At 66.5% G+C, this 22680-nt stretch carries 21 protein-coding genes; 7 read left to right on the top strand and 14 right to left on the bottom strand.

Annotated elements, in window-relative coordinates:
* Window positions 1-113 precede the first annotated feature (113 nt).
* Entirely contained in the window at window positions 114-965 is an 852-nt protein-coding gene (locus AB6724_RS04650; protein ID WP_369337347.1) for a GNAT family N-acetyltransferase, read from the top strand.
* 97 nt (window positions 966-1062) lie between these two features.
* Here the strand turns inward: AB6724_RS04650 and AB6724_RS04645 are convergent, their stop codons facing one another.
* The 3 genes from AB6724_RS04645 to AB6724_RS04635 form a co-directional block, all read right to left on the bottom strand.
* Entirely contained in the window at window positions 1063-1578 is a 516-nt protein-coding gene (locus AB6724_RS04645; RefSeq protein ID WP_369337346.1) for a hypothetical protein, read from the bottom strand.
* A 145-nt stretch (window positions 1579-1723) separates the two neighbouring features.
* A complete protein-coding gene (locus tag AB6724_RS04640) occupies window positions 1724-3991 on the bottom strand; it encodes a protein-disulfide reductase DsbD family protein (protein ID WP_369337345.1) in 2268 nt (755 codons plus the stop codon).
* 99 nt (window positions 3992-4090) lie between these two features.
* Window positions 4091-5611 carry an MATE family efflux transporter gene (locus AB6724_RS04635; protein WP_369337344.1) on the bottom strand — a complete coding sequence of 507 codons (1521 nt, stop codon included), beginning with the start codon at window positions 5609-5611 and terminating at the stop codon, window positions 4091-4093.
* Between the two features lie 66 nt (window positions 5612-5677).
* Here AB6724_RS04635 and AB6724_RS04630 point away from each other — a divergent pair, with 66 nt between their 5' ends.
* Window positions 5678-6541, top strand: a complete 864-nt coding sequence (locus AB6724_RS04630; protein WP_369337343.1) for a creatininase family protein — start codon at window positions 5678-5680, stop codon at window positions 6539-6541.
* A gap of 119 nt (window positions 6542-6660) precedes the next feature.
* Here AB6724_RS04630 and AB6724_RS04625 read toward each other — a convergent pair whose 3' ends face one another.
* The 3 genes from AB6724_RS04625 to AB6724_RS04615 form a co-directional block, all read right to left on the bottom strand.
* The gene (locus tag AB6724_RS04625; protein ID WP_369337342.1) at window positions 6661-7641 is read right to left on the bottom strand and encodes a Bug family tripartite tricarboxylate transporter substrate binding protein; all 981 of its coding nucleotides are present in this window, start codon (window positions 7639-7641) and stop codon (window positions 6661-6663) included.
* A 104-nt stretch (window positions 7642-7745) separates the two neighbouring features.
* Entirely contained in the window at window positions 7746-8189 is a 444-nt protein-coding gene (locus AB6724_RS04620) for a hypothetical protein (RefSeq protein WP_369337341.1), read from the bottom strand.
* 48 nt (window positions 8190-8237) lie between these two features.
* Window positions 8238-8915, bottom strand: coding sequence for a histidine phosphatase family protein (locus AB6724_RS04615; protein WP_369337340.1), 678 nt, complete (start codon window positions 8913-8915; stop codon window positions 8238-8240).
* A gap of 235 nt (window positions 8916-9150) precedes the next feature.
* Here AB6724_RS04615 and AB6724_RS04610 point away from each other — a divergent pair, with 235 nt between their 5' ends.
* From AB6724_RS04610 to AB6724_RS04600, 3 genes are all read left to right on the top strand, one after another.
* Window positions 9151-10179 (top strand): extracellular solute-binding protein, encoded by a 1029-nt coding sequence (locus tag AB6724_RS04610; protein WP_369337339.1) that lies wholly within the window; start codon window positions 9151-9153, stop codon window positions 10177-10179.
* A 211-nt stretch (window positions 10180-10390) separates the two neighbouring features.
* Window positions 10391-12043 (top strand): ABC transporter permease, encoded by a 1653-nt coding sequence (locus AB6724_RS04605; RefSeq protein WP_369337338.1) that lies wholly within the window; start codon window positions 10391-10393, stop codon window positions 12041-12043.
* Window positions 12044-12209: 166 nt separating this feature from the next.
* Complete coding sequence (locus tag AB6724_RS04600) at window positions 12210-12863, top strand: ABC transporter ATP-binding protein (protein ID WP_369337337.1); 654 nt, start codon at window positions 12210-12212, stop codon at window positions 12861-12863.
* A gap of 20 nt (window positions 12864-12883) precedes the next feature.
* On the opposite strand, the gene AB6724_RS04595 is transcribed toward AB6724_RS04600, so the two are convergent.
* A complete protein-coding gene (locus AB6724_RS04595; RefSeq protein WP_439329828.1) occupies window positions 12884-13810 on the bottom strand; it encodes a PhzF family phenazine biosynthesis protein in 927 nt (308 codons plus the stop codon).
* Between the two features lie 231 nt (window positions 13811-14041).
* Window positions 14042-15220, bottom strand: a complete 1179-nt coding sequence (locus AB6724_RS04590; protein ID WP_369337335.1) for an aminotransferase-like domain-containing protein — start codon at window positions 15218-15220, stop codon at window positions 14042-14044.
* A gap of 385 nt (window positions 15221-15605) precedes the next feature.
* Between AB6724_RS04590 and AB6724_RS04585 the strand changes: the two genes are divergently transcribed.
* On the top strand, window positions 15606-17078 hold the full coding sequence (locus tag AB6724_RS04585; RefSeq protein ID WP_369337334.1) for an aminotransferase-like domain-containing protein: 1473 nt from the start codon (window positions 15606-15608) through the stop codon (window positions 17076-17078).
* On the opposite strand, the gene AB6724_RS04580 is transcribed toward AB6724_RS04585, so the two are convergent.
* From AB6724_RS04580 to AB6724_RS04570, 3 genes are read right to left on the bottom strand one after another with little or no spacing between them, the layout of a single operon-like run.
* Entirely contained in the window at window positions 17075-17899 is an 825-nt protein-coding gene (locus AB6724_RS04580; protein WP_369337333.1) for a ChbG/HpnK family deacetylase, read from the bottom strand. The two genes, AB6724_RS04585 and AB6724_RS04580, sit on opposite strands and share 4 nt — an antisense overlap.
* Window positions 17896-18312 carry a GtrA family protein gene (locus AB6724_RS04575; protein WP_439329825.1) on the bottom strand — a complete coding sequence of 139 codons (417 nt, stop codon included), beginning with the start codon at window positions 18310-18312 and terminating at the stop codon, window positions 17896-17898. Before AB6724_RS04575 ends, AB6724_RS04580 begins: the two co-directional genes overlap by 4 nt.
* Entirely contained in the window at window positions 18309-19313 is a 1005-nt protein-coding gene (locus AB6724_RS04570; protein WP_369337332.1) for a glycosyltransferase family 2 protein, read from the bottom strand. The genes AB6724_RS04575 and AB6724_RS04570 overlap by 4 nt, the downstream gene beginning before the upstream one ends.
* A gap of 129 nt (window positions 19314-19442) precedes the next feature.
* On the opposite strand from AB6724_RS04570, the gene AB6724_RS04565 reads away from it, so the two are divergent.
* Window positions 19443-20936, top strand: coding sequence for a glycosyltransferase family 39 protein (locus tag AB6724_RS04565; RefSeq protein ID WP_369337331.1), 1494 nt, complete (start codon window positions 19443-19445; stop codon window positions 20934-20936).
* On the opposite strand, the gene AB6724_RS04560 is transcribed toward AB6724_RS04565, so the two are convergent.
* From AB6724_RS04560 to flgA, 3 genes are all read right to left on the bottom strand, one after another.
* The gene (locus tag AB6724_RS04560; protein WP_369337330.1) at window positions 20933-21304 is read right to left on the bottom strand and encodes a hypothetical protein; all 372 of its coding nucleotides are present in this window, start codon (window positions 21302-21304) and stop codon (window positions 20933-20935) included. The two genes, AB6724_RS04565 and AB6724_RS04560, sit on opposite strands and share 4 nt — an antisense overlap.
* Window positions 21305-21330: 26 nt before the next feature.
* Window positions 21331-21639, bottom strand: a complete 309-nt coding sequence (flgM, locus tag AB6724_RS04555; RefSeq protein ID WP_369337329.1) for a flagellar biosynthesis anti-sigma factor FlgM — start codon at window positions 21637-21639, stop codon at window positions 21331-21333.
* 159 nt (window positions 21640-21798) lie between these two features.
* Window positions 21799-22557 carry a flagellar basal body P-ring formation chaperone FlgA gene (gene flgA / locus AB6724_RS04550; protein WP_369337328.1) on the bottom strand — a complete coding sequence of 253 codons (759 nt, stop codon included), beginning with the start codon at window positions 22555-22557 and terminating at the stop codon, window positions 21799-21801.
* Window positions 22558-22680 lie beyond the last annotated feature (123 nt).

Raw genomic sequence — 22680 nt, 5'->3', positions numbered from 1 at the left:
TCATGGAAGTGACGCGCAGGCTTCATCTCGGTTTTCCACAATGACGGCACGCAGACACACCGTGTGGCACAGGCAGGCCGCCAACTGCGTCCAACACTGAGAGGAAAGCAGACATGAGGCATCCCGAGGTACTTGATGCGCTGAACAAGCAGGCCATCACCGCACCGCAGTCAGCACTTGCCCCGCTTTCTTCCCGCCCCGCACCGGCACCCGCTTTGCGCCTGCAGGTGCGCTGGGCACACCATCTGGATGAGGTCCGCCAGGCCCAGCGCCTGCGCTACCAGGTGTTCGCCGAGGAGATGGGCGCCGTGCTGCCGACTCCGGTGGCCGGCCACGACATCGATGCTTTCGACGATTTCTGCGAACACCTGATGGTCTGCGACGAAGAGCGGGACCGGGTGATAGGCACTTATCGTCTGCTGACACCCGCCCAGGCGCTGCGCGCCGGCGGCCTGTACAGCGATCAGGAGTTCGACCTGACGCCCATCAATGCCTGGCGCGGCCAGATGGTGGAGCTGGGCCGCAGCTGTGTGCACGCGGAACACCGCCAGGGTGGCGTGATTCTCGCGCTCTGGGCGGCACTGGCCGAATTCATGCAGCGCAATCGGCTTGAGGCCATGGTCGGCTGTGCCAGCATTCCCATGCAGTACCCGGGCCTGGCCCATGGCGAAGGCCCGGCGCGCATCTGGCAGCAACTGCGCCACAGCCATCTGGCCGAGCCCGAGCTCCAGGTCCGCCCCCGCGTGGCCCTGCCCGAGGAGCTCGCCCATATCAGCGACGTCGCCATGGACACGCTGAAGGTGGAGCCGCCGGCGCTGATCCAGGGCTATCTGCGCGCCGGTGCCAAGGTGCTGGGGGCGCCGGCCTGGGACAGCGACTTCAACACGGCGGATCTGCCCATCATGATGCGCATGCAGGATCTGCCGTCGCGCTATCGCCGCCTGTTTGGCCGCGGCAAGAGCTGAGATTCGGCTCAGCGGCTTCGCCGGCCTTCACCGCGTCTGCTTGGGAGGCAGGAAAAAGTCTGCGGCCATGCCGCAGACCCGATGGCCAGCGCCGCGTTCACGAGGCGTGGGCCGTTTCATCGTCCAGGCCTTCGGCGAACAGGCCCAGAGCCGAAACTCCCAGGCCCAGCATGATGAAGACATAGGCGGCGGTGGCCAGACCCAGGCTCAGGCTGTAAGCCCATTGCAGGACGGAGCAGGCCAGGCTCCAGTGCTCGTAAAGAATGCTGCACTGGCTGCTGGCCGGCATATGCACATACCAGGTGATGGCAATCCACATCAGCACCAGCATCTCGACGATGGTGCGCAGCTTGTGCGGCGGCGTCTGATGCGCGTTCAGCAGCAGCACCAGGGGAATGGCGCCGCCCCAGACAAACATCATCAGCCAGCTGGCGGCCGGCATCAGGGCCAGAACATGCTGCAGCCAAGCCATCTTGGGCAGCTCGTTGATGGCGGCCAGAACGTCCCAGACGAAAGGCAGGGCCAGGCCTGCGATCGCCAAGCTGGCCAGCGCCAGAGCGCGCAAAAAATGGCGTTGCTTGTGGGTGGGGTGTTGGGTGGCGTCGGCAGGCATGGCTCACCTCCTTGTGGTTCCGGCGGGCCGCAGCGGTCGACGCATGCAAGGCGGGCAAGAGCAGAAAACTGCGGTGGCGCCTGGGTTGTGGGCAGTTCCAGTCTAGACCGTTTGCCGCGTCCGCGCCAGAGGATGGCTGCTGTGCCTACAGCAGTTTGAGCGCATCCAGAACCTCGCTCTTGGTGAGCAGCTCGGTCATGACCACGGGAGGCTTGCCCGGCGCATACAGCACATAGACGGGCACGCCGTTGCGGCCCAGTGCATACAGGGCCTGGGTGATGGCCGGGTCCTGGCGCGTCCAGTCGGCGCGCAGCAGCTGCACCTGGTGTTGCTCGAAGGCGCTCAGCACTTCGGCGCTGTTCAGCGTGGTGCGCTTGTTGACCTGGCAGGTCACGCACCAGGCGGCGGTGAAGTCCACGAACACGGGGCGATTGGCCGCCTGCAGCGACTGGACCTTTTCTGGCGACCAGGGCTGCCAGAGTTCGCCGGCTTCGCTTTGCGCCGCGGCAGGCGGCTGGGCGCCGAGCAGCGGCAGGGCGTGATAGCCGATGCCAGCGGTCAGCAGCAGGGCCAGGCCGGTGAGCACGACGCGGCTTCTGCCGACCAGGCTCAGGGCCCAGATCAGCGCCGTCAGAACCAGTAGCAGGGCCAGCAGAGCTGCCGCCGCGTCCACACCGCTTTGATGGCCTAGCACCCAGACCAGCCAGACCACGGTGGCAAACATGGGAAAGGCCATGGCATGGCGGAAGGTCTGCATCCAGGCGCCGGGCCGGGGCAGCCAGCCGACCGCGGCAGGCACGAAGCTGGCCAGCACATAGGGCAGGGCCATGCCTATGCCCAGGGCCGCAAACACGGTCAGCGCCTGCGCCATGGGCATGTCGATCGCAAAGCCCAGCGAGGCGCCCATGAACGGAGCCGTGCAGGGCGAGGCGATGGCCACGGCCAGCACGCCTGAGAGAAAGGAGTCCAGCACGGGGTTGCGCAGCTGCAGGCTGGCCAGCCTGCCGGGCAGCATATTGCCGAACTCGAAAAAGCCCGCCAGGTTCAGGCCCAGCAGCGTGAACAGCGCGGCCAGCAGCGCCACGACCACGGGCGACTGCAGCTGGAAGCCCCAGCCCAGCTGCTGGCCTGCGGCGCGCAGGCCCAGCAGCAGGGCGCCCAGGGCCAGAAAGGACAGCACCATGCCCGCCGCATAGGCCAGACCGCCCAGGCGCTGGGCGCGCCGGCTCTGGCCATGGCCCGCAAAGCCCAGCACCTTGATGGCCAGCACCGGGAATACGCAGGGCATGAGGTTGAGGATCAGGCCGCCGATCAGCCCTCCCAGCAGCGCGGCCCAGAGGTCGGTGGCACTTGCCTGGGCGGAAGGCGGCATGGAGGCCGAAGCCTTGTTGGCCTCCAGCGCGGCGGCCAGGGCCGGCGAGACGCTGGCGACGGTCGCCGGCGTCCACTGCCCTGCCACATCGAGCGTGCTGCGCCAGGCGGCGGCTTCGCCCTTGTCCAGCGCCGCGGCGCGCTCGCCCGCAGGCAGGGCCAGCACTATGGCCAGCTGCTTGGGGGTGTCGCCGCGCAGTTCGGACAGCGGCAGGCCTTCGGCGACCCAGGTATCGCCCTCCCAGCGCTGCTGCCAGTCCTTGCCGGACTCGGCCGCATGTTTGAAGGTCTCGGCATTTTCGGGATAGAACTCCAGAGCCTTGCCCTTCAGTGCCTCGGGCAGGCCGGGCACGCGCAGGCTGAGGCGCTCATCGGGCAGCTTGGCGCTGCCGCCGTCGGGCTTGACGATGGCCTGGCCCTGCTCCTTGAGGCTGGCAGGCTGCTGCGCTTGGGCCTTGGAAAAGTCCTCGCTGTTGGTCGCCGTCGTGCCCTGGACTGGAATCTGCAGCGTGAATTCGCCGTTCTCGGGAATGCATTCCACGCGGCAGATCAGCCAGCTGGCCGACAGCCGCACCTCGACCATGCCCGAGGCCGGGGCCTTGAAGTCGGCGGCAACCTTGACGGGCACGGGCAGCAGCACGGATTTCTCGTAGCCGTAGTTGACCAGCGGGCCCACGCGCAGGGCGTTGGGCACGGGCCAGTCTATGGGTCCGGCGCTCAGGCCCGCGGGCAGCTGCCACTGCAGCTCGGTAGGCAGGCCGGAGTCGCCCGCATTCTTCCAGTAGGTGTGCCAGCCAGGCTCATGCTCGAGCTTGAGGCCCAGCCAAAACGTCTGGCCCGCGGCCACGCCTTCGGGCGCCTGGGCGACCAGCTCAGCGCGCACCCGGGGCGTCTGCACCACGGCGGCGGTGCTCGTGGTTTTGAGATGAATTTGCGCAAAAGCGCTGGTGGATATTGCGCTGGCAGCTATCAAAAACAGGGCGAACAGCCAGAGCACTAGCGGCTGGCGACGGGCGTGGCTTGAAAAATGTGCGGACTGCATGACCTTGATGAGAGCCTGAGGCGGTGATTTGGTTCCGGAAGCGCGGGGGCGGCCCCAGTATCGCGAGCCGGGATTAAGCCTGCATGAGATGCCGCGCCGCTATTTGTCTGCGGTCAGGGCCGGCTCGGCCTTGGCGCCTTCGGGTAATGCATCGGCCGTCGCCGTTTCTGCGGCGGGCCTCGGCCGAGAGGCGGCCATGCTGCGTGGCAGCATGGCCGCCCTGCGCCAGTTGCCCCAGCGGTAATAGGTCAGCGTCATCAGCATGGAGCACAGGGAGCTGATGGGAAAGCTCCACCAGATCGCATCGACACCCAGCATGGGCTGCAGCCACCGGGCCAGGGGAACGCGTATGCCCCACATGGCGATGGCCAGGATGAGCAGCGGCGCCATGACGGCGCCCGTGGAGCGCACCACGCCGGCCAGCACAAAGGTCACGCCGAAGAACAGAAAGGAGCCGATGGCGATATGGTTGAGATGGCGCGCGACCTCCAGCGAGGCGCTGCCGGAGGGCAGAAACCAGCCCAGCACCAGGCGGTCCAGCAGCACGATGAGCACGATCAGCCCGCCCGTCATCGCGATGTTGCCCAGCATGCCGGCACGCGCCGTGGCGTTCACCCGCCTCCACAGGCCGGCGCCGACGTTCTGCGCGGCCATGGAGGAGCAGGCCGCACCTATGGCCATGGCCGGCATCTGCACATAGGTCCACAGCTGCAGCGCCGCGCTATAGGCCGAGGCGGTCTGCACGCCATGCACATTGACCAGGGAGATCATGGCAATCATGGCCAGCGAGATCATCACGATCTGCATGCCCATGGGCAGGCCCTTGACGACCAGGGTGCGCACTATCGCCATATCGGGCAGGAACAGGCCTAACTGCCTGCGCCCTATCCACAGCGGATGGCGCCGCCAGCGCAGCCAGGAGACCAGGGCCACGAAGCTCAGGCCGTTGGCGATCAGGGTCGCCAGCGCCGAGCCCTGGATGCCCAGCCGCGGCACGGGGCCCCAGCCAAAGATCAGCAGCGGGTTGAGGGCCATGTCCAGCACCACGACCAGCAGCAGAAACCAGAACGGCGTTCTGGTATCGCCGGCGCCGCGCAGGGCTGCCGTCACGAAGGTGAACATGAACAGCATGGGCAGGGCCAGGAAGATGATCTTCAGATAGGACTCGGCCAGGGGCAGGGCGGCCTCGGGCGTGCTCATCCACAGCATCAGGTGGCGCGCTAGCGGCCAGCCCAGCAGCGCGACCAGCGTGGAGATCATGGCGAAGAAGGTGGCGCTGCTGCCCAGGATGCGCTTGGCCTGGCCTATGTCGTGCGCGCCCATGGACTGGGCGATCAGGATATTGGTGGCCATGCTGATGCCGAACATCGCGCCGATCAGCGCAAACATGATGTTGTTGGCATTGGCGGTGGCCGTCAGCGCGGCCTCGCCCAGGTGGCCGCCGACCCAGACGGCATTGACCGAGCCGTTGAGCGACTGCAGCACATTGCCGGCCAGAATGGGCAGCGCAAAGACCAGCAGGGTGCTGGCGATGGGGCCCTGGGTCAGATCCCGGGTCGGTGACCTGGGTTTGGCATGGGTTGCGTCCTGGCGCTGGACGCTTGCGGAAGCTTCGGACATCGTCCGATTGTGAGGCCTGCGGCCCGAGTCGTGTCGGCATCCTGCGGAGGCGGCTACGATGGCGGCATGAGCAATATCCCGTCTTCCGCGGCGCGCTGGCCGTCGCGCTTCTGGGCCCAGGTCTCGGCCTACGACTTTGCGCTGGCGCAGGGCAATGGGCTGGCGGCCGACACCGTGGCCGTGCTGCCCGTGGGGGCCGTGGAGCAGCATGGGCCGCATCTGCCGCTGTCGGTGGATGCCAGCCTGACCGAGGGCGTGATCGCCGAAGCCCTGCCGCTGCTGCCGGCCGGTCTGCCCGTGCTGTTCCTGCCGCCGCAGAACATAGGCCTGTCGGTGGAGCACAGCAATTACGCGGGTACCCTGAGCCTGCAGCCCGCCACGCTGCTGGCGCTGTGGACGGAGCTGGGCGCCTGCGTGGCGCGCGCCGGGGTGAGGAAGCTGCTGCTGCTCAACGGCCATGGCGGCCAGGTCAGCGTGATGGACATCGTCGCGCGCGAGCTGCGCATCCGCCATGGGCTGCTGGTCTACAGCGCCAGCTGGTTCGGCCTGGTCGACGACGAGGCCAATCGGCAGTTCTGCGCCCATGAGCACCGCTTCGGCATCCACGGCGGCGAGGTCGAGACCTCGATGATGCTGCATCTGGCGCCGCAGAGCGTGCACATGGAGCGCGCGCAGAATTTCGCCTCCACCTCCGAGGACCGCGCCAAGAAGTACCGGCTGATAGGCAACGGCAGGAGCGCCAAGCTGGGCTGGGCCATGGAGGACTACAACCCCGCGGGCGCCGTGGGCAACGCCGCGGCCGCCACGGTCGAGCGTGGCGCGAAGGTGGTGCAGTCCGCAGCAGAAGGTCTGGTCAGGCTGCTGGGCGAGATTCATGATCTGCCCGCAGACACCGTAGGGCAGAAGCCGCAGCCACTGCAGATGCCCTAGGAGCTGGCGCGATCCCACAAAGAGACAGCGAGCAAGCGCCGCCGCGCAGCGAGGCTGTCGTCCCCCTCCGGTGCGAAGCACCAGAGAGGGGGAAGGCGCGTTAGCGCCACAGGGGGAGCTTATTGTTTCGGGATCTTGGCGGCCGTGATCACCTCGCCCCAGCGCTTGATTTCGGTCTGCAGCAGCTTCGCGGTCTGCTCCGGCGTGCCGGCCTGGGCCTGGACATTGAGTTCGCGCAGCTTCTTGGCCACTTCGGGATGGTTCACCGCCGTGGTGATTTCCTGGCTCAGGCGTGCAATCACCGGGGCCGGGGTCCTGGAGGGTGCTGCCAGGGCATTCCAGGACGAGGCGACAAAGCCCTTGACGCCGGATTCCTGGGCCGTGGGTACGCCGGGCAGCAGCGGCGAGCGCTTGTCGCCGGTGATGGCCAGCAGGTTCACGGCCTTGGAGTTGATCTGGCCCATGATGGGGGTGAGGATTTCCACGGCCGCATCGATCTGCTTGCCGCGCAGCGCGGTCACCACGGCCGGCGTGCCGTTGAAGGGCACGATCTGCATGTCCACGCCGGCCGTGGTCTTGAACAGCTCGGCCGCCAGATGCTGGGTGCTGCCCACGTTGATGCTGCCCAGGTTGAGCTTGCCCGGGTTGGCCCTGGCGTAGCCGACCAGCTCGCCCAGGTTCTTGAACGGGGATTTGGCATCGGTGATCACGCCGATGTCGAAATAGCCCAGCGTGGAGATCGGCGTGAAGTCCTTGACCATGTCGAAGGGCAGGCTGTTGAACAGATTGGCCGTGACGGCGCTGCCGTTGGACATCAGAAACAGCGTGTGCCCGTCGGGCGCGGACTTGGCCACGGTGTCTGCGGCCACGATGCCGCCGGCGCTGGGCTTGTTGTCTATCACCACGGGCTGACCCAGCTGGCTGGACAGCTGCTGGGCCACCACGCGGGCCGTCACATCGGCCACGCCGCCCGCGCCAAAGGGCACGACGATGCGGATGGGGCGGCTGGACAGCCCCTGGGCCTGGGCGGCAAACCCTGTGAGCAGCGCAGCCCCCGCTGCGGCACCTATCAGGGATTGGGTGAAGTGGCGACGTTTCATGCTTGTCTCTCTGTCTTGGCAATTCAATGGGCGCAGTTTGGCCCAAAAGCCGGGACTCACCCAGTTGAAAAACGTTCTGCCAGCTATGCCGTAAACAGAGGGCTTCAGAGCGCGCGCAGCTCCAGGATGCCCCAGTGGTGCAGGCATTCGCGCAGCACCAGCAGTGCCGCCGCGGCCTCGGGTGTCTGCGGCATCTGCGCATCGCGATAGCCCGGCTGCTGGGCTTGGCGGGCTAGGGCCGAAAACAGGGCCTCTATGGCCTCGCGGCTGGCGCTGCGGGCCTGGGGATCGCCGGTGGCGCTGCACATCAGCTGCAGCAGCAAAGGGTTAGAGGTGCCCAGGGCGCGGGTGCCGGCGGGCAGATGGCGCGCGGCCGGCATGATGGCGTCCTCGACATCGGCGATCGCGTTTTCGAGCGCCAGCGCATCGGGCATGCGCCGGCCAAAGGCCTGGCTCAGGCCGGCAATGCCTATGGGCAGCCGGTGCTGCTCGGTCCCCACGGTCAGCGTGAGCGCTGCTTTATCCAGCTGGAGTGTGGCTTCAGACATGCAGGATTTGTAGCGTACCGCGCACTACCACGCTGGGCCTGGGGTCGATCAGGCGCTGGTGATCCAGCTGCGGTGCTGGTCGCTGTCCAGATGGTTGAGGGTGTTGAAGCTCTGCAGCATCAAGCGCTTGGGGCTGATGCTGAACTCCGTCACCGCGATATTGCGCAGCCGCATATTGAGGGCGATCGTCACCTCGGGCGCCGTGCCCAGCACCTGCCCCATGGCCGTGGAGATGGGGCCGCCGCTGCTGACCAGCAGCACGTTCTGGCCGCTGTGGCGGTGGCGCACCTCCTCCAGCACCTGGTGCACGCCGTCCGAGAAACCGTTCCAGTCCGGCATGCCTGCGGGGCTGATGGTGCCGCCCATCCACTGGGACAGGGCGTCACAGAGCAGGCGGAAGTGGTGGCGGTAGAGTTCGGGCGTGTCGGGCTTGGGCAGGGGCGCGGGGTGGATCGCGTGCAGCAAGGCCTTGCTGTCGTATTCGTTGAGGCCGGGGCGGTTCTGCACGGGCAGGTCCGAGCCTTCACCCAGACCCTGGACGATGCCCGCCAAGGTCTGGCTATGGCGCTTGAGCGTGCCCGTATAGACGGCGTCGAACTTCAGCCCCCGCTCGCGCCAGTACTCGCCCAGGCGCAGGGCCTGGGCCTGTCCGCGTTCGCTGAGTTGGTCGTAGTCGTCGGCGCCAAACGAGGCCTGGCCGTGGCGCACAAGATAGAGGGTTCCCATGGGGCGGATGTTGAGCCGGGCTTTTGCGCCGCGCTGTCATGCCCGCGACGCGCTGGCGCTTGGGCGACAGCCCATTGTCCGTATGCAGCGCTGGGGTTGTGAAACCGTTTGTAGCTGAGTTTGGTTAAGATAATGAGAGCGATTCTCAAGCAATGCTCCGCCGCGAGGTGGAGCAATTTTTTTGCGGCCTGTGCGCCGCTTGCTCGCCAACCTTTTTCTCTCTCTGGAGACCTGAATGTTCCGACGCCCCTTGATTGCTTTGACCGCCGTTGCCAGCCTGTGCGTTTCGGCCGCCCATGCCGCGCAGGATGAGATCACGCTCTACACCACGCGTGAACCCGCGCTGATCCAGCCTTTGCTGGCCGCTTTCACGGCCCAGACCAAGATCGGCGTGAAGACGGTGTTCGTCAAGGATGGCCTGCTGGAGCGCGTCAGGGCCGAGGGCGAGCGCTCCCCCGCCGATGTGTTGATGACGGTGGACATTGGCAATCTGCTGGATCTGGTCGACGCCGGCGTGACCCAGCCCGTGAAGTCGTCGGTGCTGGAATCGGCGATTCCCGCGCAGCTGCGCGATGCGGGCAGCCAGTGGTTTGCGCTGTCCATGCGCGCCCGCGTGCTGTATGCGGAGAAGGATCTGAAGCTGGGCGCCTTCCGCTACGAGGATCTGGCCAGCCCCAAGTGGAAGGGCAAGGTCTGCAGCCGTGCCGGCCAGCATCCCTACAACACGGCACTGGTCGCGGCCATGATCGCCCACGATGGCGAGGCCAGGACCGAGCAGTGGCTCAAGGGCGTCAAGGCCAATCTGGCGCGCAAGGCCACGGGCGGCGACCGCGATGTGGCGCGCGACATCCTCGGCGGCATCTGCGATGTGGGCCTGGGCAACAGCTATTACGTGGGCCATATGAAGTCGGCCAAGGAAGGCTCGGATGCGCGCAAATGGGGGGATGCCATCCAGGTGGTCAAGCCCGTGTTCGGAGCTGCCAATGGCGGCACCCATATCAATATCAGCGGCGCCTCGGTGGCCAAGCATGCCCCCAACCGCGAGCGCGCCGTGAAGCTGCTGGAGTTCCTGGTGTCCGAGTCCGCCCAGAACATGTATGCCCAGGCCGATTACGAGTACCCGGTGCGCAAGGGCGTGGCCCTGGACCCGGTGGTGGCGCGCAGCATAGGCGAGATCAAGATCGACCCGCTGCCGCTGACCGAGATCGCCAGATACCGCAAGCAGGCCAGCGCGCTGGTGGACAAAGTTGGATACGACAAGTAAGCACCCCTGAGCGGCCGTGCCTGGGCGGCCCCGCCGCTTCCCCTCTCACTACGCGCTGCGCGCTATGGGAGGGGGCGATGCCTTCGCCGCGAGTCGGCTCTTGCTCGGCATCTCTGAGATTGGGCGTGCTCTGTCGAGTGTTGCGCCATGGTTTTGAGGCCCCTTCATGGGGTCTGTCTGCTTGAAGAGCCGTCCTTCTTTTTTCTTCTTGATGTTTTCTTTTCTTCGTTCGGGGCTGCGGCCCGTAGGGCCTGTGTGGCAGGGCGCAAGCTGGATGATCGCGCTGGGGGTATTGGCGCCCATTGCCTCGCTGGCCTGGCTGGCCCTGGGGGCGGACTGGGCGCACTGGCAGGATCTGCTGCGCTATGTGCTGCCCGACGCCGCGGCCAATACGGCTCGGCTGCTGGCCGGCGTGGGGCTGCTGGTGCTCATCGTCGGCACGGGCTGTGCCTGGCTGGTGACGGCGCATGACTTTCCGGGGCGGCGCGTGCTGCAGTGGGCGCTGCTGCTGCCTCTGGCCATGCCGGCCTATATCGTGGCCTTTGCCTATCTGGACCTGCTCCACCCCATAGGCCCGGTGCAGGGCGCGCTGCGCTGGCTGCTGGGCTATGACAGTCCGCGCCAGTGGCGGCTGCCGGACCTGCGCTCCATGGGCGGCGCGATCTTCGTGCTGGGATTCACGCTCTACCCCTATGTCTATATGACGGCGCGGGCCATGTTCATGACCCAGCCCGCGCATCTGCTCGAGGCCGCGCGTTCGCTGGGCGAGACCCGCTGGGGCGCTTTCCGCCGCGTGGCCCTGCCCATGGCGCGCCCCGCGCTGGCCGTGGGCCTGAGCCTGGCGCTGCTGGAGGCGCTCAACGATATCGGCGCTTCGGAGTTTCTGGGCGTGCACACGCTCACGGTGTCGGTATATACGACCTGGATCACGCGCTCCGACCTCGCGGGCGCCGCGCAGATCGCCTGCTCCATGCTGCTGGCCGTGGTGGCCCTGGTCTGGCTGGAGCGCCAGGGCCGCAGCCGCCAGCGCTTTGGCTCGGCCCAGCGCATGCGCGCCATGACGCCGCACCGCCTGCGCGGCGGCGGCGCGCTGCTGGCCCTGCTGGCCTGCAGCCTGCCGGTCATCATCGGCTTTGTGGCGCCCGCGGCCTATCTGGCCTGGGAGAGCGGCAAACGCTTTGTGCAGGGCTCGGGCGTGTCCGAGGGCCTAGTCTCTAGCCTGCTCAACACGCTGGGACTGGCGCTGGGGGTGACGCTGCTGGCCGTGGCCGCGGGACTGATCGTGGCCTGGGCGACGCGCACCGGCATCAGCACGCGAGCGCCGTCGCGCTGGCCCGCGCAGCTGGCGGCCCTGGGCTATGCGCTGCCGGGCACGGTGCTGGCCATAGGCCTGCTCACGCCCGCGCTGGCGCTGGACGCCGGTTTTGCCCGCTTGTTCGGCATCGAGGGGCTGCCGCTGATGGGCCAGGGCATTGTGCTGGTGGCTGCCTGCGTGATCCGCTTTCTGGTCATGCCCGTGGGCGGCATAGAGGCCGGTTTGGCGCGTATCCCGCCCACGCTGGAGCAGGCCTCGCGCCTGCTGGGCGAAAGCCGTCTGGGAACGCTGCGCCGCGTGCACCTGCCGCTGCTGCGCCCGGCCATGGCGACCAGTGCCATGCTGGTGTTCGTGGACGCGATGAAGGAGTTGCCGGCCACGCTGCTGTTGCGCCCCGCGGACTTCGACACCCTGGCCACCTGGCTGTATGCCGAGGCCGCGCGCGGCACCTATGAGGAGGGTGCGATCGCCGCTTTGTGCATCGTGGCTGTGGGGCTGATACCCGTGATGCTGCTGGCGCGTACCCAGCCTTCGGTGGGGGCACACTGACAATGCATGAAAAGTGCCGGAGACGTATATGGGTACTGCGCAAGCAGCTATTGAATATGAATAGGATGAACAGGACTTGTGCAAACAAGAATGCAGCAACGGCCGGCCTCCCGAGGCAGTCGTCCTGCCTGAGCCTGTTTTGCCTCAGTCTTGATGAAGTGATTGCATGACCGCCTCTCTACAGATCTCCCAGCTGCAGCTGGGCTATGACAGCCCCGAAGGCCTGCACACCGTGCTGCAGGGTTTTGATCTGCAGGTGCCCGCGGGCCATATCGCCAGCCTGCTCGGGCCCTCGGGCTGCGGCAAGACCTCGGTGCTGCGCGCCATCGCGGGTTTCGAGCCGGTGCGCGCGGGCAGCATCCATCTGGGCGAAGTCCTGCTCTCCGGACCCAAGGTTCACCTGCCGCCCGAGCAGCGCCATGTGGGCATGATGTTTCAGGAATACGGCCTGTTCCCGCACCTGACGGCAGAGCAGAACGTGGGCTTCGGCCTGCGCCGTATGGCCAGGGCCGAGCGCGATCGGCGCGTGTTGGAGTTGCTGGCGGTGGTGGGCCTGGCCGGTGCGGGCGGCAAGTTCCCGCATGAGCTTTCGGGCGGGCAGCAGCAGCGCATTGCACTGGCGCGGGCTCTGGCCCCGGCGCCGGCCCTGCTGCTGCTCGATGAGCCGTTTTCGAATCTCGATACGGCCACGCGCGAGCGACTGACGCTGGAGGTGCGCGATATTCTGCGTGCGGCCGGCCAGACCGCAATCCTGGTCACGCACAACGCGCAGGAGGCCGAAACCATGGCCGACCAGATCTGCCGGATGACGCCGGTTTAGCTCTGAACCGACCCCGAGGTTTAAAGCAGGACGCGGCCTGAGGTGACGGTTACCGTATGGCCGCCCACCCGGAGCTTGCCGTTGGCAGCGGTCTGCACATGAACCTGCCCGTCGCGGCCAACGCACACGCCCTGCGCGGCGATATAGGGTGTCTGCAGCAGGCCCTCACCCGTCAGCCACTGCGCCAGAGCTGCATTCAGGCTGCCTGTCACGGGGTCTTCGCTGGCGGTCTCACCGATCAGGGCGCGCACTTCCAGGCGTGGCTGTGCCGAGCTCACTTTTTCTTGAGCTGCTTCTTCAGCTTGTTTGGCAAAGGCACGGGCTTCGCGGCTGGAGCGGCCGATCAGCGGCGCATCCTCTTCCACCTCATAAATGGCTGCCAGGCCGGCTTTGGCATCGAGCTTTCTGAGCGCTGCAAAATCGGGCTCCACGCCCAGCACGGTGTCCGGGTGATCGAGCAGCAGACCCAGCCAGGGCGATCCGTTATGGAGGCTGCGCGCCATCAGCAGCTGTTCACGCTCCAGGCCCAGGGCCTGCAGCACGGGTGTCAGCTCTTCCGCGGAAACCTCCTGGGAGTCCAGTGAGGGTGCTTCGAAAAACAGAGCGCCTTGCGCATCGCAGCCAATGGCCACCAGGCCTTTTTTGCATTCCTGCAGCACCTGCTCGGGGTTGCGCGGCTGGCCGCCCTGGGCCAGCCAGGCATGGCAGCTGCCCAGCGTGGGGTGGCCTGCAAAAGCCAGCTCGCCCGCGGGCGTAAAGATACGCAGTTGGTAGTCGGCTCCGGCGGCCAGCGCTGCAGCGCTGGGCTGCAGCACAAACGTGGTTTCCGACAGATTGGTCCAGCGCGCAAAGGCCTGCATCTGCGCATCGCTCAGTCCATCGGCGCCCAGCACCACGGCCACGGGGTTGCCGAGCAGAGCGGTCTGCGTGAACACGTCCACGGTCATATAGGGACGGGAGATGGGGCTGGTGGAGGCGTTGGCAGACATGGGCAGCGATTGTCGGCAAAAAGAAAAACCGGCGCTGCACGGAGGTTCGTGTCAGGCCGGTTGATAGAGCATGGAGCTTGCCATCGTATATCAGAGACAGCGAGCAAGAGCCGCCTCACGGCGAGGCTGTCGTCCCCCTCCCGAAGAGAGAGGGGGAAGGCGCGTCAGCGCCTCAGGGGGGGTTACCAGTTACAAGCTTGCCTTGATCGCATCAGCCAGCGACTTGATGCCGGTGTTGATTTGCTCGGCGGACACCGTCACATACGACAGGCGCAGCGTGTTGTTCTGCGCATCGCCGGCGTAGAAGGGCGCGCCGGGCACAAAAGCCATATTGCGCTCCACGGCCTTGGCCAGCAAGGCCTGGGCGTCCATGCCTGCGGGCAGCTTGACCCAGAGGAACATGCCGCCCACGGGACGGGTCCACTTCACGTCGAGGCCGGCCATCTCGCGCTCCAGCGCCATCAGCATCACATCGCGCTGGGCCTTGTACATGGCACGGATGGTGGGTACATGGCGGTCCAGGAAGCCGTCCTTGATGACCTCGGCCACCACGCGCTGGTTGAAGCTGGGGGTGTGCAGGTCGGCAGCTTGCTTGGCCTGGGTCAGCTTGCCGTACACGGACTTGGGCGCGACGATGAAGCCGATGCGCAGGCCGGGAGCCAGCACCTTGGAGAACGAGCCCATATAGATCACGCCCTCGGGGTTGCGTGCAGCCAGGGGCAGGGGAGGCTCCTGTTCGTACCAGAGGTCGCCGTAGGGGTTGTCCTCGATCAGCGGAATGTCCAGTTCTTTGGCCTTTTCCACCAGAGCCTGGCGGCGCGCATCGCTCATGGTGCGGCCCGTGGGGTTCTGGAAGTTGGGCAGCACATAGGCCAGGCGGGCCTTGTCGGCGCCGCTGCCGATCTGCTTGGCAAAGTCCTCGATCAGCATGCCTTCGTCGTCGCTGTCCACGCCCACGGCCACAGGCTCCATGGGGGTGAAGGCCTGCAGCGCACCCAGGTAGGTGGGCTTTTCGACCAGCAGACGGCTGCCCTTGTCCAGGAACACCTTGCCGATCAGGTCCAGCGCCTGCTGGCTGCCGGTGGTGATCAGTATCTGCTCGGGATCGACGTTCCAGGGCAGGAAGTCGGCAATCGCCTGGCGCAGCGGGGCAAAGCCTTCGGTGGTCGAGTACTGCAGGGCTGCGGCACCATCGCGCTGCATCACGGCCTGGCAGGCCTCGGTAAACGCATCCAGGGGGAAGGCCTTGGGGGAGGGCAGGCCGCCAGCCATGCTGATAATGCCGGGGCGGTCGGTCAGCTTGAGGATTTCGCGGATGGCGGAGGAATTCATCTTGGCAGCACGTTCTGCCAGCGTCCAGGTTGTCATAAAACAGTACTCGATCTCTACGTTGCCAGCCCGGGCGGGGCTGGCCATTGTGCGTTCTCACGCCGTTGTCGGGCATGTGCCGGCCGGAGCTTGGGGCTCTTTTTCAATAGCTGTCGCGCGGGTGGCGCTGCAACTATGCACCAGCAAGTGGGCTTATTGTGTCGCGGCACGGTTTGCCTGTGTGGGCTGGCGGGCAATTGCGACTGGGTGGTCTGCGGCCGGTGAGGCCGCGGGCCGCGGCCATAGCCCTGTGTAGAGGGCGGCCAAGCGAGGTTGATGGACTCAATATACGCTTGAGACCATTACAGTACCAATACAGACAGTCTCACAATTATGGCTTCTGTATTGGTGCCGAGTTCAATACAGTTCATCTTGCCTACGCCCCATGTCCATTTCCCTGTCCCGCCAGGCGGCACTGACCCTGACCCAGCAGCTGGCCGAGCGTTTGGCCGAGCGCATACGCACGCGGCTGCTGCCCGCGGGCGCGCGCCTGCCTTCGGTGCGTGAATGTGCGCGCCAGCAAGGCGTGAGTCCGTACACGGTGGTGGCCGCCTACGACCTGCTGCAGGCCCAGGGACTGGTCGAGGCCAGGCCGCAACGCGGCTTCTTTGTGCGCGACATTGTGCAAAATCCGCTTCAAACGCAGGAGGGAAAGGCGCAGTTAGCTATCAATGAGGGAGCGATCAATACCCCGGTAGGCATCCCGCCGGGCACGCGCATCAACGCCACCATGCTGATCCGCGGCATGTTTGTGGAGAGCGTGGCCGGCAAGCCCCAGCCCGGAGCCGGGGTGCTGCCCGCCGAATGGCTGGATGCGGGTTTTCTGGTGGCGGCCATGCGCAAGGTCACCAGCGGCCCGGCGCTGCGCTCATCCCTGGTGCGCTACGGCGAGCCCATGGGCGACAACAGCCTGCGCGAGGCTCTGGCGCGGCGCCTGCAGCGCATAGGCATTGCGGCCGCGCCGGGCCAGATCATCACCACCATGGGCGCCACCCAGGCGCTGGATATCGTGAGCCGCTCCCTGCTGCAGCCCGGCGATCCGGTGATGGTGGAAGAGCCCGGCTGGGCCGTGGAATATGCGCGCCTGGCCGCCATGGGCATGCGCGTGCTGCCGGTGCCGCGCGGGCCCGAGGGGCCGGACATGGCCGTGATGCAGCGCTATTGCGAAACCATGGCCCCCAAGCTCTATGTGAGCGTCAGCGTGCTGCACAACCCCACGGGCTACAGCCTGAGCGCCGCCAGCGCCCACGAGGTGTTGCAGATGGCGCAGCGCCACGGCTTTTATGTGGTCGAGGACGATACCTATTGCCATATCGCGCCCGATCATGCGCCGCGCGTGACGGTGCTGGACCGGCTGCAGCGCAGCATCTATATCAGCGGCTTTGCCAAGGTGCTGGTGCCCAACTGGCGTCTGGGCTATCTGGCGGCGCCGCCCGAGCTGGTCGAAAGACTGCTGGACACCAAGCTGCTGTCCACCCTGTCCACGCCGACCCCCATGGAGCAGGCGCTGGCCCTGTGCATGGAGCAAGGCCAGCTGCGCCGCCATGCCGAGCGGCTGCGCCAGCATCTGGCCCAGGCGCGCACGCGCAGCGTGGCGCTGGCCCAGCAGGCCGGCTGCCGCTTCGTGGCCGAGCCTGCGGGCATGTTCGGCTGGGTGGATACCGGTGTGGATACCGAGGTGCTGACCCAGTTGTTGCTGGATCAGGGCTACATGATTGCCCCCGGTGCCATGTTCCATGCCAGCCGGGGCTCCAGCACCTGCATGCGCATCAATTTCGCGACCACGCAGGACGCCGCCTTCTGGCGCGTCTTCGAGCGCGTGGTGGCCCAGATGCGGGCCCAGGCCCAGAAGTCCTAGCCCAGTTGGATGGGGCCCTGATGGATATGGCAGCCCTGGCGCTGCAGCAGCGCGCCAAAGGCGTCGGACATCAGATACTCGAACTCCACGGGGCGCTGCCTGCCTATGGCATCGCCCTCCACCACGCCGCTGGCCGGGTGGCACATCAGCAGGCCGCCGTCGGCCATATGCGGCAGCCAGCCGGCCATCTGCGCGCCATAGCCAGCCGCATCCGCGGCATCAAAGCCGTAGACGCCGCCGAAACCATGGTTCATGGGGATGCCGGCGCTGCGCAGCCGGCGCGTGGCCGTCCAGCCGCCGAGCAGGGCGATGATGGCGGCCTTGGGGCTGCGCCATAGACCGGCCGCGGGGGCGGTGGAGCGCACCCAGGGCATCTCGGGCCCTGCATAGCGGGCCTGGAGTTCGGCCTGCATGGCTTCACGCAGGCCGGGCAACTGGTGCACATGCTGGTGGCCGTCGATAAAGTCCGGGGGCGTGCCCATGGCCTGCTCGAAGGCATCGAGCTGCTCGCGCCAGGCCGCGCGCATCTGCGCCTGCGGCATCTGTCGGGCATAGGCCTGACGGATCACCGAGCCCAGCGCCTGTGCAGCATGTTGTCCGTCATGGCCTTCGGTCAGATTGAAATGCAGCCCGACCGACAGCTGGGGGCGCAGGCTCTTGAGGCCGGCCGCGGCCTCGGGCCAGCGCGGCGAAGTCGTCATGCAACTGGTGGCGGACAGGCGGCCCGCTAGCGCCAGCTGCTGCACGGCATCGTCCACCAGGGGGTGGAGAGCGTAATCGTCGGCGCACAGCAGAATGCTGCGGGAGGGGGTATGGCTCATGCTGTGCTGTGCGACCTGAAGGCCCAGAACTTGCTCATGGCAAAAGTGCCGACCGCAACCAGCACCAGCACCGCGGCCAGACTCCAGAAGTAGTGCCAATGCAGCCAGTTCAGCGCGATGTAGTAGAGCAGCTCATTGGCCGCGAAGGACAGGCTGGCCACGGCAAAATAGCGTGCCACCACGGCCCAGCCACGTGCGCGTGCCTCGGAAAAAGTGAGCAGCGCATGGCCGTTGTAGCTGACCACAAAAGCCACCAGAAACGCCAGCACATTGGCCCACAGCGGCGCCAGGCCCGTGAACGCGACCAGGGCTCCGACCACGGCCAGATGGGTGGCCGCCGCCGCGCCTCCGACCAGGACGAACTGGAGCAGCTGCGGCAGCCTGCGCAGCGCTTGCAACAGGTCCGAAATCACGATTTCTCGCGCAGAGGACTGTGGTCCTCGTCATGGGCGACCAGGTAGATGGGGCGGCGCTTGACCTCGTCGTAGATGCGCCCTATGTACTCGCCCAGAATGCCTATGGACAGCAGCTGCACGCCGGAGAACAGCATGATGCTGGCCGCCAGCGTGGGCCAGCCGCGCAGCGGGTTGCCCAGAAACATGGCTTCGGCCGCAATCCACAGGCCGTAGCTGAGTGCGATCAGGGAGATCACGGCGCCCACCATGCTCCAGACGCGCAGCGGCAGCGTGGTGAAGGAGGTCAGCCCGAGCAGGGCCAGCGAGCCCAGGCGGCGCAGATTGAAGCTGGAGCTGCCCGCGGCCCGGTCCTTGGGCACAAAGGGCAGGGCCGCGGTCTTGAAGCCCACCCAGGCGTACAGGCCCTTCATGAAGCGATTGCTTTCGGGCAAGGCCTTGAGCGCATCGACCACCTTGCGGTCCATCCAGCGGAAGTCGCCGGCATTGGGCGGCAGCTGGACCGGGTTGCCTGAATTCATCAGCCGGTAGAAAAGCTCGGTGCCGAGGCGCTTGGCGCCGCTTTCGGCGCCGCGGTTGGCAATCACGCCGTAGACCATGTCGTAGCCGGTCTGCCACAGCGCATGCATCTCGGCCAGCATCTCCAGCGGATGCTGGAAGTCGGCGTCGATGAGCAGCACCGCATTGCCGCGGGCGTGGTCTATGCCGGCGGACAGCGCGGCCTCCTTGCCGAAGTTGCGCGACAGCGCCAGATAGCGCAGCGGCAGCTCCTGCGCCAGGTGCATGGCCAGCTCGTGCGTGCCGTCGCGGCTGCCGTCGTTGATCACCACGATCTCGAAATCGGGCGTCAGTGTCTGCACGGTCTGCGCCAGAGCGCGCAGAAAGCCTTCCAGATTGGCTTGTTCGTTATAGGCCGGCACCACGCAGCTCAGGCTCAGCGGCGCTCGCGGCAACTGGGCCGGCGGCGCGGCGGGGGCATATTCGGCGTGGAAATCGGTCATGTCACGGATTTTCTCAAGACTTCGGGGTATTTCGGGGCAAGCGGAGGTGGCCGTGTTGCATAAATGGCCATCGCTATACTCTCGACCCCAGGCTATTTTGCCTCGCCGTCACTCTCCATCTCATTGCCAATGGCTGCCCCGCAACGCGAATCCCTCATCCTCACCGGCCGTACCCTGGCCGTACTGCTGGCCGTGTACGGCGTGGTCTGGATCGCCATGTACTGGCTGACGGCCCTGGCCGCGCCCGGGGACAATGTGGAGCAGCTGATCTGGATCCGTTCGCTGGAGCTCGGCTATTACAAGCACCCGCCCATGCCGACCTGGATCATGGCGGCGGCTGCCGCCGTGTTCGGCCCCTCGGTGGGGCTGACCTATATTCTGGGTGCCGTGCTCACGCTGGGCTCGCTGGCCATCTTCTGGAGGCTGCTGTGCGGCATGCGCGGCCAAGGCTATGCCACGGTGGCCATGCTGGCCGCGCTGTGCATCACTTTTTATTGCGGGCGGCTGTACTACTACAACCACAACGTGGTGCTGATGCTGTGGATCGCGCTGGCCGTGGCCGTGAGCTGGCAGCTGACGATACGTCCCTCGCTGGCCGGCTGGGCGCTGCTGGGCGTGATCTCCGGTCTGGGCATGCTCAGCAAATACCAGTATGTGCTGGCCCTGGCCGTGATCGGCCTGTGGTGGCTGCGCCTGGGCGGCTGGCGCCATCCCGTGCATCTGAAGGGCGCGGTGCTGGCCGCGGTGACGGGGCTGCTGACCTTTGCGCCCCATCTGTACTGGCTGGTCACCCACGACTGGATGCCGCTGCACTACGCCGAGGACAGCTCGCTGGGTGCGCACCTGAACATGCTGCAGCGCAGCGAGATGACGCTGCTGTTCGTGGTCGACTGGCTGCTCAACCGCTGCATGCCGGCCTGGATCGTGCTCGCCTGCGCCCTGTGGTGGGGACTGCGCCGCCGCGATGCCGAAGTCCGGGACGCGAACGCCATGTCGGCGGCGCAGCAGGATGCTCTGGTGCGGGAGTTCTGGCTGCTGTGGGGCATGGTTCCGCTGGTCTGCATCATCCTGCTGGGGCTGTTCACGGGCTCCGTGCTGCGCCTGCAATGGGGTACGGCCTTCATGTTTCTCTGCGTGCCCACCGCCATGGAGCTGGTGCGCTCCCGCGCCAGCTGGGGCAGCCCGACCCGGCTGCGCGCCGCCTGGGTGGCGTTCGGCATTCTTCAGGCGCTGCTGCTGGTCCAGTTCTGGATGGCTTCGCCGGGGGGGGTCTCCGGCTACAAGAGCGACCACCAGAACCATATTCCCGCCGACAAGATCGCCGCAGGCATTGCCCCGGCCGCGCACCAGCTGCTGGGCGGCCCCATAGACATCATCATCGGCCCCCAGGCTCTGGCCGGCCGCATTTCCATGCTGCTGCCGGAGCGGCCGCGCGTGTTTGTGGACAGGAATCTGAAGTTCAGCCCCTGGATCCATGCCGAGGAGCTGCCCAGGGCCAGGATGATTGAGGTCTTTGTGGCGCCCGGCGAATTGCCGGTGGGTGCTTACCGTGCCTACGGTGTCTGGGCATGGCGCCCGGTGCACATGACGGCGGATGAGGCCGAGGGAGGAGCGCGGCCTTAGCCGGCAGCGTGATAGATTCTTGCGCGGCCCGGGCCGGACTGGGACTTGCCGCGCAGGCTGCTTTCGTAGGTTGCGTCGTCTGCGGCCACGGGAACCAGGGCTTGGGCGCGGCGCTGGGCCAGCACCGAGAGGCGGGCCAACTGATCGCGCAGCAGAGAGATCTCGTCGCCCAGGTGCTGGGCGCGCTGGTGCAGCTCGGGTGTCCAGTCCGCGGCGGAAAAGCGCTTGGTCAACTGGGAAAACGCCACCATGGCGTCGCGCAGTCGGGTGCTGGACTGCTCCAGGGCCGATGCATCCGAAGCCTGCAACGATCCCGAAACGGTCCGAACCACCGCATCCAGCGAATCGAGCATTTCCTGCAAGGTCATCGGGTCAGCCTTTGTGGTGCTCTGGCTCAGCCCTGGGCGTGGACCAGAAATTCTTCGGTATTGGCCAGCAGCTTGTCGGCCACGGCCTCGGCATTGACGCGGAACGAGCCGTTAGCAATGGCTTCGCGCATGGCCTTGACACGTTCGGAATCAAAATCGGCATTGCTGCGGCTCTGGCCATCCAGGGCGCGCGCAGAAAAAGAGAAGGACACGGGCACACCGGCGGCTCGCTCGGGCAAACCCTTGGTCGATTCTTCGGCGGTGGCTGCGGACTTCGAGGCCTGCTTGGCTGCCGAGGTGGCTTGCGGCAGATCCGGCTTGTTACCTATCTTCATGGTGGTTCTCCATTCGCCCTTTTGCGGCGTAGGGCGCTCTAGCCTTGCTTTCGACAAGGGCGCGCAAAACTTGAGAAATTTTTTCTGCCGGGGCGCACCATGACCAAAGCCGCCCCTTGGAGGCGCTGGCACGAAGTGGACAAGCGTGGGGACGCATGTTTATTGCACCATGACCACGCCGCTGGGGCTGACAATGCCCGTCACCAGGCGGCCATTATCCATGCGAACGCGGACCTGCTGGCCCTCGCCGGCTGCGGCCATGGCCTTGCCCGAAGAGGAAACGCTGAAGCCGCCGCCGTTGACCATGACCTGCACGGGCGAGCCCGCGGTGAACAGGGCCGGCGGACGCACCATGTTCTGGCGCAGTGCCTGGCCCGAAGTCAGGGGGCGCGCGGCGACCATGCCGACGAAGTCCTGTGCATTGGCAAAGGCCGGAGAGCTGTCCTCGGCCCAATCCACCTCGGAAGGCGCTGCATCCTCGGCCGACAGGGTCTTGCCTGCGGGGATATTGCCCTGCACCACCCAGGCCGGGCCATAGGCGCGCACCGTGATGGGCAGGAACACATTCCATGGCACGCTGCCCTGCACGCAGCGCAGACCCAGGCGGGTGCGTCCCCAGAGGCGACTGCCCGCGGGCAGATAGGGCTCCACCCGGGCGCAGGCCGCGAGGCGCAGGCGTGAATCGAGCTGACCCATCTGCACTTCCATGCGCAGCGGCAGGTCGTTGCCGGCCTTGGGCGCATCGCCGCCTTCCTGGTGCAGGGCCGCGTCCACAAAGCGCTGGCCGATCTGGCTGAGCTGGGCGCTGCCGTCCTGGGCCAGGGCGGCCGTGCCAAACAGCGCCGCCGCCAGGCCCCATGCCGCAGCCGCGCCCCTGGCGGGACGAATCACGGAGTGGAGAGCGGTGCGGCCAGACATGCATCAATCCTTTGTGCGCTCTGCAGACGCCAAAGCTGCAGACGATGGCTGCAAATATAGGGCGGTCCCGTTCGGGCGATGGCTTGAAGTGAGAGTGCAAAACCGTTTTCTTCGCGCTTTAGT

This window comes from Comamonas guangdongensis, from assembly GCF_041079535.1.
GTDB classification, from domain to species: domain Bacteria; phylum Pseudomonadota; class Gammaproteobacteria; order Burkholderiales; family Burkholderiaceae_C; genus Comamonas; species Comamonas guangdongensis.
The sequence above is the reverse complement of the archived record's forward strand: the minus strand, read 5'-3'. Positions and strand labels throughout refer to the sequence as shown.